This window comes from Pseudoalteromonas sp. GABNS16E, assembly GCF_028598715.1.
Taxonomy (GTDB): domain Bacteria; phylum Pseudomonadota; class Gammaproteobacteria; order Enterobacterales; family Alteromonadaceae; genus Pseudoalteromonas; species Pseudoalteromonas atlantica.
In genome coordinates this window covers 33,168-41,314 of the sequence record NZ_JAQREZ010000039.1, presented here as the reverse complement: position 1 = coordinate 41,314, position 8,147 = coordinate 33,168, and the positions used below count along the sequence as shown (strand labels likewise).

Here is an 8,147-nt window from a genome sequence, read left to right as displayed (position 1 = left end):
GGTCACTCAGTTTCAATTGAGACTCTAAATTTGTTTGCCTCACTACCTAAGTAGCTTGGCTGTTAGAACTCAATCTGTACGAGTGCCCACACAGATGATTGCTTTATATTGTTAAAGAACGTTGCGATTAAAGCGTTAAACTTTATCTCGCTAGGGCTGCGCATCTTACGCTTTCCTATTTTTTTGTCAACACTTAATTTTGTTAAACTTGAAAGTTTTTAAAACTAAGTTTTACTCAACTCACTAAGTAGCTCGTGCCTCGCTATGCGTTGCGCTCTGCCGTCTCAGTGGGGTCGCATTATAGGGAGATCCGAAAACAGATCAACCCTTTTTTGAAGAAAACTTGAAATAAATGACTGTTCGCGTGAAATTGAAGCAAAGTGGTTACTTTAAACACTAAAAAGGCCCTTACGGGCCTTTTATATTAGTTTACGATGAGTTTCCAACCGAGTTTACTTTGCAATTTAGACTCTTGTTGTAGCTCACTAGCCATAAGAGGGTGTTCTTTTAACCAGTTATTGGCAAACTTTAAGTCTAAGGTGTCTTTTTCTACAGATAACTCTATTTTAGGAAGTACGTCGTCTTGTCGGCGCATCGATAATATTACGGCAATTCTTAATAACCTAACTAAGTATTGGGTAAGTGTACTATGTGCACCTAGAGCGTCGAAGCTGCCTTTTTGAATATCGGAGCGATGTGCATTAGCAACAGCTGCAATCACTTTATGTTCAGATTGTGAAAAACCTGGCATATCGGTGTTTTCTATAATGTAGGCTGTGTGCTTGTGATATTGCTTGTACTCTATTAATAAACCAATTTCGTGTAGTTGTGCTGCGGCTTTTAAAAGCGGCAACGCATTTTCACTAACAAGCGGCCAGCTTTCACCTACCTGCTCTGCCAGTTGAATAACTAAGCTCGATACACGATTAGCTTGCTTTTGATCAACATGGTAACGGTCCATAAACCCATCAACGGTGCGTTTACGAATGTCGTTGTTATGAAGCTCGGGCACCATACTGTAAAGCACACCTTCGCGAAGTGCACCGCCAGCTAATCCCATTTTTTCAATTTCAAGCGATTCAAATAGCGCAATTAAGATAGCTAGGCCAGATACAAAAACTAATCTACGCTCTTCGCTTAGACCAGGTAAGTCTAGTGCAGCGATAGTGCTAAACGTTATTGATTGCTCTTTTATTTTATTTAGCTTTTCTAGGGTGAGTAGTTCATCTAAGTGTTGCGCAACCATTATTTCTTGAATGGCTTGCACTGTGCCAGAAGCACCCGATGCAATTTGCCAACCTGCTTGTTTATACTCAGGGGCAATTTCATCAATAACTTCGTGGGCAGCTTTGATGGCAGCGTTAAAGTTTGCTTCACTTAATTGGCAATCTTTAAAATAGCGTTCTAAATAAGTAACACACCCCATATTTAAGCTTTTATAGTGCAGTGCCTCAAAACCCTTACCTATAACGACTTCGGTACTTGCACCACCAATATCAATAACTAGCTGCTTGCCAGTGCATGATGAAGTGTGTGCTACGCCTTTATAAATAGTGCGTGCTTCTAGCTCACCACTTATTACATTAATAGTATGGCCTAAGATTTTTTCGGCTTGTGCTTTGAAAACATCGGCATTCGTCGCAAGACGTAATGTGGCCGTTGCTACTATGGTGATATTTTGTTTTGGAATGTCTTGTAGGCGCTCAGCAAAAAGTGCAAGGCACTCCCAGCCTCGCTGCATTGCCTCAGTGCTTAATACGTTATCTTTATCAAGCCCTGCGGCTAATCTTACTTTGCGTTTAACGCGGCCTATAGTTTGTAGGCCGCCAGCAATTGATTTAGCAATTAGCATATGAAAGCTATTTGAGCCTAAATCAATGACTGCATACACATTTTTTTGCGGTTTAAATTGCCCCACCGTTCAAAAACCTCTAGTTACTACTACGTACAGTAACGGCCGAGTTACGACCGTCCTTTTTGGTAACTATTATTTGGGCGACGTCCGTTATTATTACTACGATTACGTGGGCCTGTAGAATAGTTGCGCTTTCTTTGAATAGTAGGCTTTGTTAAATCATCTAGCAATGCGGTTTTATCATAATGTGATAAAGGAATGCTGTGCTCTATATACTCTTCTATTTCATGCAGGTTATAAGCGTACTGCTCACATGCAAAGCTAATTGCATGACCTGATGCGCCCGCACGACCTGTACGGCCTATACGGTGAACGTAATCTTCACAATCATCTGGCAGGTCAAAGTTAAATACATGACTTACCTCAGGGATATGTAGCCCACGTGCTGCCACATCGGTTGCCACTAAAAAGTCTAATTCGCCTTTGGTGAATTGCGCTAATATAGATTGGCGTTTTTTCTGGTTTACATCGCCAGTGAGCATACCTACTCGGTGGCCATCGGCTTTTAACCAGGCATACACTGTTTCACAGCTGTGCTTCGTATTGGCAAACACAATGGCTTTGTCTGGCCATTCTTCCTCAATTAAAGTTAATAGCAGCTTAATTTTATCTTCTTGAGAAGGATGAAATAGCTCTTCTTTAATTCGCTTACCTGTTTTAACGTCTGGCTCGATTTGAACGTGCTCAGGATTGGTCATATGTTCAAAGGCAAGTTCTTGCACGCGATAAGAAAGCGTGGCAGAAAATAATAGATTTAATCTATCTGCTGTATCTGGCATACGGCGGAACATGTAACGAATGTCTTTTATAAAACCTAAATCGAACATACGATCGGCTTCATCAAGCACAACTACCTCAATTTCATTAAGGGTGTAACAGCCTTGCTTGTACAAATCGATTAGGCGACCTGTAGTACCAATTAAAATATCAACGCCTTTTTCTAATTGTGCACGTTGTTTTTCGTAATCTTCGCCACCATATACTAAACCTAAGTTAAGATTACAGTGCGGCGCTAAAATTTTAGCATCTTTGTGTATCTGAATCGCAAGCTCCCGAGTCGGGGCCATGATCAGGGCTCTTGGATGTTTACTAGGTGCTTTGCTAGATTGTAATAACCGATGGCACGTGGCAGTTAAAAACGCCAACGTTTTGCCCGTACCTGTTTGTGCTTGGCCCGCGATATCGCGTCCGTCACAAATAAAAGGTAGGCATTTTGCTTGAATGGGTGTGCAATATTCAAACCCACTTTCGGTTAAACCGGCAACCACTTCCGGTGCGATAGCAAAGTCTGAAAACTTTTTATCGGTCAAATGTGTCTTAGTCATAGCGTTTAAGCATAACGTTTAAACTTGCAATAAGAAACAAGAGTGTTTAAATACGCACTAAATATTTCGCCTAACTAAATCGGAGAGCGCAATGAGCGAGAAAATAATCCAAATTACTGACGATAGCTTTGAAGCTGACGTATTACAATCAGACAAGCCTGTACTAGTAGATTTTTGGGCTGAGTGGTGCGGACCTTGTAAAATGATCGCCCCTATCCTTAATGAAGTAGCTGATGAATACGAAAGCCGTGTAACAGTTGCTAAATTAAACATCGACCAAAACGCGGGTACACCGCCTAAATTTGGTATTCGTGGTATTCCTACTCTGCTTCTTTTTAAAGACGGCCAAGTAGCTGCAACGAAAGTTGGTGCGCTTTCTAAAACTCAACTTATTGAGTTCTTAGAAAACAATATCTAAGTAAAAATTAAAAAAAAGGGCGTTTTTGCCCTTTTTTTGTGTTTATTTTGTATAAAGACTGGACGCTATGCCAGTGAACTGCTAGTTTATAAAGCCAACTAATCCTTAGTTATATTCAACAAACCTCACTCAACTATCAAAGCGATTTTGAGTATGACAATTGTAATAAAGAACCCACCAATATGCATTTACGCGAATTAAAAGACAAGTCTATAAAAGAACTTGTAAACTTAGCTGAGTCCATGGGGCTCGAAAACGTAGCCCGCTTAAGAAAGCAAGATATCATTTTTGCCATTCTTAAAGCACACGCCAAAGGCGGAGAGAACATCTTCGGTGGCGGTGTACTAGAGATTTTACAAGATGGTTTTGGTTTTTTAAGATCATCAGAAGCATCTTACTTAGCTGGCCCAGATGATATTTATGTATCTCCAAGCCAAATTCGCCGTTTCAGCATGCGTACTGGCGATTCTATTTCAGGGCTTATTCGTCCACCTAAAGATGGCGAACGCTACTTTGCTTTATTAAAAGTAAATGAAGTTAACTTCGATAAACCTGAAAACTCTCGCACTAAAATTCTTTTTGAAAACCTTACCCCACTACATGCAAACGAGCGTTTTCGTATGGAACGCGGTAACGGCAGTAAAGAAGACATTACCGCTCGTGTACTTGATTTAGCATCTCCAATTGGCCGTGGCCAACGTGGTTTGTTAGTAGCACCGCCTAAAGCGGGTAAAACAATGCTACTGCAAAACATTGCACAATCAATTACTCACAATCACCCAGATGTTACATTAATGGTTTTACTTATTGATGAGCGTCCGGAGGAAGTAACCGAGATGCAACGCCTCGTTAAAGGTGAAGTTATTGCATCAACGTTTGATGAGCCAGCTTCTCGCCACGTACAAGTTGCAGAAATGGTTATTGAAAAAGCAAAACGTTTAGTTGAGCACAAAAAAGATGTGGTTATCTTACTTGATTCAATCACCCGTTTAGCACGTGCTTACAACACCGTGATTCCTTCATCAGGTAAAGTACTTACCGGTGGTGTTGATGCTAACGCACTGCACAAGCCTAAGCGCTTCTTTGGTGCTGCACGTAATGTTGAAGAAGGCGGTAGCTTAACAATTATAGCTACAGCACTTATCGACACTGGCTCTAAAATGGATGAAGTTATCTACGAAGAGTTTAAAGGTACCGGTAACATGGAACTACACTTAAATCGTAAGATTGCTGAAAAGCGTGTATTCCCTGCCATCGACTTTAACCGCTCTGGTACGCGTCGTGAAGAACTACTTACTAAGCCAGATGAGCTACAAAAGCTGTGGATTTTACGTAAGATTGTTCATGAAATGTCAGAGATTGATGCAATGGAATTCTTAATTGATAAGCTTTCTATGAGCAAAACGAACGATGAATTCTTCGATTCGATGAAACGCCAATAAGCGCGTTTTCGTTACATAAAAAAAGCGCCTAGGGCGCTTTTTTTATGTTTAAACGACTAATACCAATCGACTTAGATATTTAGCCTTTCTAGCATGCTAAATAAAGCGTTAATGGCGTTATAAATTTCTTATGTAGAGCAACTAGGTGTCAAAATTCACGCCTTATTACCACTCTATTTATCTGTCGCTATAAATGTCTAATAACCTAACACGATTGGTATAATTAACTCTCGTTATATTTTTTAAGTACACGCTGTAATTCATCTACAAGCTTTTGAATGTGTTCTTTACTTTGGCTTTGTTTATTGAGTAAAGCCATATCGAGATTTTTAGCGGCCTTGGCAATATCGTCTAACGCAAACATTTGCGCAGCACCTAAAATACGATGGCTGTCTTTTTGTAGTGCCTCTAGGTCATTACTATTATGGTGCTGACTTATGGTTTCGCTTTCAAACGTGAAGCTTTGCTTAAAACTTGTTACTAAGTCGCTCATGTCTATCTTATCTGTATAGGCTGCCTCTTGTTTTGCTTCACCTAAATGCTGGGCAAGGGTGTTATAAAACGCGTTTTTATCTAGTGGCTTACCTAAATACCCTGTAAACCCTAGCGCAAGATAATCATCAACTTCATGGCTCATTGCATTGGCCGTCAAAGCAAAAATAGGCGCTTGAAAGCCGCACTGTTGCAACAACGAAAACGCAGCACGCCCGTCCATAATAGGCATTTGTATATCAAGTAGCACGAGGTCTGGGTATATTTGTAGGCACTTCTCAACCGCTTGCTCGCCATTTTCTACCGCAATAACTTCAAGCCCCATAGAACGTAAATAGCGACTTATGAGTCTGCGATTGTCGGGATGATCCTCAGCCAAAACTACGCGCCCGGTTAACTGCTTCATCTGTTTAGCGGCGCTTACATGTTCGTACTCATCTGGCTCTTTTTCAACTTCTATACAGGGTAAAAACAGCGAAAACTGACTTCCGCGTTTAAACTCACTTTGTACGCTAATATAGCCGCCCATCATAGAGGCTAGCTGTTGAGACAAACTAAGCCCTAACCCGGTGCCACCAAAGCGGCGGCTAATACTGTTATCGGCTTGGCTAAAGCATTCAAATATTTGTTTTAGCTGTGATGAATTCATGCCAATACCGGTGTCTTTAACTATAAAAACAAGTCCTTGCTCGGTTTTGTTTAAAGACACAACAACCTGTCCCGCCAGAGTAAACTTAACGGCATTAGCACATAAATTAATGAGTATTTGCTTCACCCGCATTAAATCAAGCTTGGTATAAAACGCATTGCCTACATGGTTATCAAAACGGATTTGTAAATGCTTTGCCTTAGCCTGCGTAATAAACATGGCATGTACATCGCTAACTAACTGCACTATGTCAAAGCACGAAATATTAAGCTCTAATCTGTTTGCTTCTATTTTACTTAAATCGAGTACGTCATTAATTAAACTTTTTAAGTGATCGCTATGTCGTTGAATTATTTTTAATTCGTCTTGTAGGTTTTCAGGCTCGTACAAACCATTAATTAAATCATCTGTTTGACCTAAAATAGCGGTAAGAGGGGTTCTAATTTCATGGCTAATATTTGCCAAAAACTGGCTTTTAACATCATTTGCTTCTCGTAGCTCTTGGGCAATAGCTTGTAGCTCTGCTGTACGCTGCGCAACTTGTTCTTTTAATAACTGCTTGGCACGCTTTTCGGCGCCCCGACGATAAAGCGCGGTGCCCGTTACAATTACTAAAAATAATAAAACAAAAATAAAAGCTGTAAGCTGCGAACGTTGGCTCATTTTTAACTTTTGTACTTTTCGTTCTTGCTTCAGCTTTTGAATTTCTTGATTTAACTGAGTAGCTTTAAATTGATTTTGCAGTACAGCTAAGGCGCTGGTAATTGTTTCGCTATTTATACCGCGCTGCTCTGCTACAAACTTTTCGTGCAGAGTTAATGCCTCAGCGTAGTTGCCTTTGCTTGCCTCTAGGAGCGAACGCGTACCAAAAGCATCGCGCTTTATACGCACACTATTATATTGTGTGGCCAAATCGGTTGCTTTATCTAAGCTTTTTTGCGAATCAGCAAGCTCGCCTCTCACAAATTGTATTTTAGCCAGTGCATGTAAGGCGTTAAGCTCTAAACTGTGATTAGCAATTTTAAGGGCATTTTGCACCCCCAATTTAGCTTGCTCGTAGGCAACATCCACGTTATTAAGAATTAAATTGATGTTTGCTAAATTAGTATATTGGGTAGATAACTTATTATAATCATTGGTAGAAATATAATAGCGCAGTGCCATTTGGTAATAATGCAGCGCTAAATCAAATTGCGAACTTTCGTAGTAAGCAACCCCTAAATTATTGTTAACTTGCGCTATACCGCTGGTATCAGCTAGTTTTTGATAAACTTTAAGTACTTCTTTATAAAATAAAATGGCGCTTTCGTAACGTGATAACCTTATGTACACCCCTGCTATATTTAGCAAAATATCAGCTTGGTCTTGAGCACTGCCCTTTTTCTCATAAATCTCTTTTGCTTTTAAATAATATTCGAGCGTTAGCTCCATATTATTCATTTCGAAGTACGCTAAACCAATATTACTAAGCAGGTTTGCAAGCTCTACTTGCTTATTGTTTTTTTCAACAATCACCATGGCACGGCTATATTCAACAATAGCTTGCTGAAAATATCCCTGAAAATAAAACACAACGCCTTGCATTTTAATGGCTCTAAAGTGCATATCTGGTAGGTAGTTTAAGGAAGTGTGCTGTTCTAATTTTTTAAAATACAGCAGGGCATTTTCAAAATCATCTGAGGAGAAGGCTAAATCGGCAAGTTCAGAATACACACTGACCTTTTGGGATTCTGTAATATTTTTTGCTTCAAGCAGTGCATTACCGAGCGTGAGTTTTACATCCCACTGCTGCTCTTTTTTAAATTCATCAAATAAAGATACACTATTTTGAGCAAAGCTTGGCAGTATGAACACACAACATAAAACAAATAAAAGGCACTTCAATTTGCCTTGCATAATATTATTC

At 39.9% G+C, this 8,147-nt stretch carries 5 protein-coding genes; 2 read left to right on the top strand and 3 right to left on the bottom strand.

Annotated elements, in window-relative coordinates; all coding sequences use genetic code 11:
• Nucleotides 1–424 precede the first annotated feature (424 nt).
• Together gppA and rhlB are read right to left on the bottom strand one after the other, a co-directional pair.
• Nucleotides 425–1,918: a guanosine-5'-triphosphate,3'-diphosphate diphosphatase gene (gene gppA, locus PSI06_RS15070; RefSeq protein WP_004588955.1), complete on the bottom strand. Its 1,494-nt coding sequence runs from the start codon at nt 1,916–1,918 to the stop codon at nt 425–427.
• A gap of 44 nt (nt 1,919–1,962) precedes the next feature.
• Nucleotides 1,963–3,240, bottom strand: coding sequence for an ATP-dependent RNA helicase RhlB (gene rhlB / locus PSI06_RS15065; protein WP_054983731.1), 1,278 nt, complete (start codon nt 3,238–3,240; stop codon nt 1,963–1,965).
• Nucleotides 3,241–3,331: 91 nt separating this feature from the next.
• On the opposite strand from rhlB, the gene trxA reads away from it, so the two are divergent.
• Complete coding sequence (gene trxA / locus PSI06_RS15060; protein ID WP_004588957.1) at nt 3,332–3,658, top strand: thioredoxin TrxA; 327 nt, start codon at nt 3,332–3,334, stop codon at nt 3,656–3,658.
• 182 nt (nt 3,659–3,840) lie between these two features.
• Nucleotides 3,841–5,100 (top strand): transcription termination factor Rho, encoded by a 1,260-nt coding sequence (gene rho, locus PSI06_RS15055; RefSeq protein WP_004588958.1) that lies wholly within the window; start codon nt 3,841–3,843, stop codon nt 5,098–5,100.
• 223 nt (nt 5,101–5,323) lie between these two features.
• Here rho and PSI06_RS15050 read toward each other — a convergent pair whose 3' ends face one another.
• The gene (locus PSI06_RS15050) at nt 5,324–8,137 is read right to left on the bottom strand and encodes a tetratricopeptide repeat-containing hybrid sensor histidine kinase/response regulator (RefSeq protein WP_273604179.1); all 2,814 of its coding nucleotides are present in this window, start codon (nt 8,135–8,137) and stop codon (nt 5,324–5,326) included.
• Between the last annotated feature and the right edge of the window lie 10 nt (nt 8,138–8,147).

What these genes read in the sequence shown, in the direction of transcription:
- rhlB (WP_054983731.1), bottom strand. Translation starts at nt 3,240, where the DNA reads ATGACTAAGACACATTTGACCGATAAAAAGTTTTCAGACTTTGCTATC.
- trxA (WP_004588957.1), top strand. Translation starts at nt 3,332, where the DNA reads ATGAGCGAGAAAATAATCCAAATTACTGACGATAGCTTTGAAGCTGAC.
- PSI06_RS15050 (WP_273604179.1), bottom strand. Translation starts at nt 8,137, where the DNA reads ATGCAAGGCAAATTGAAGTGCCTTTTATTTGTTTTATGTTGTGTGTTC.
- rho (WP_004588958.1), top strand. Translation starts at nt 3,841, where the DNA reads ATGCATTTACGCGAATTAAAAGACAAGTCTATAAAAGAACTTGTAAAC.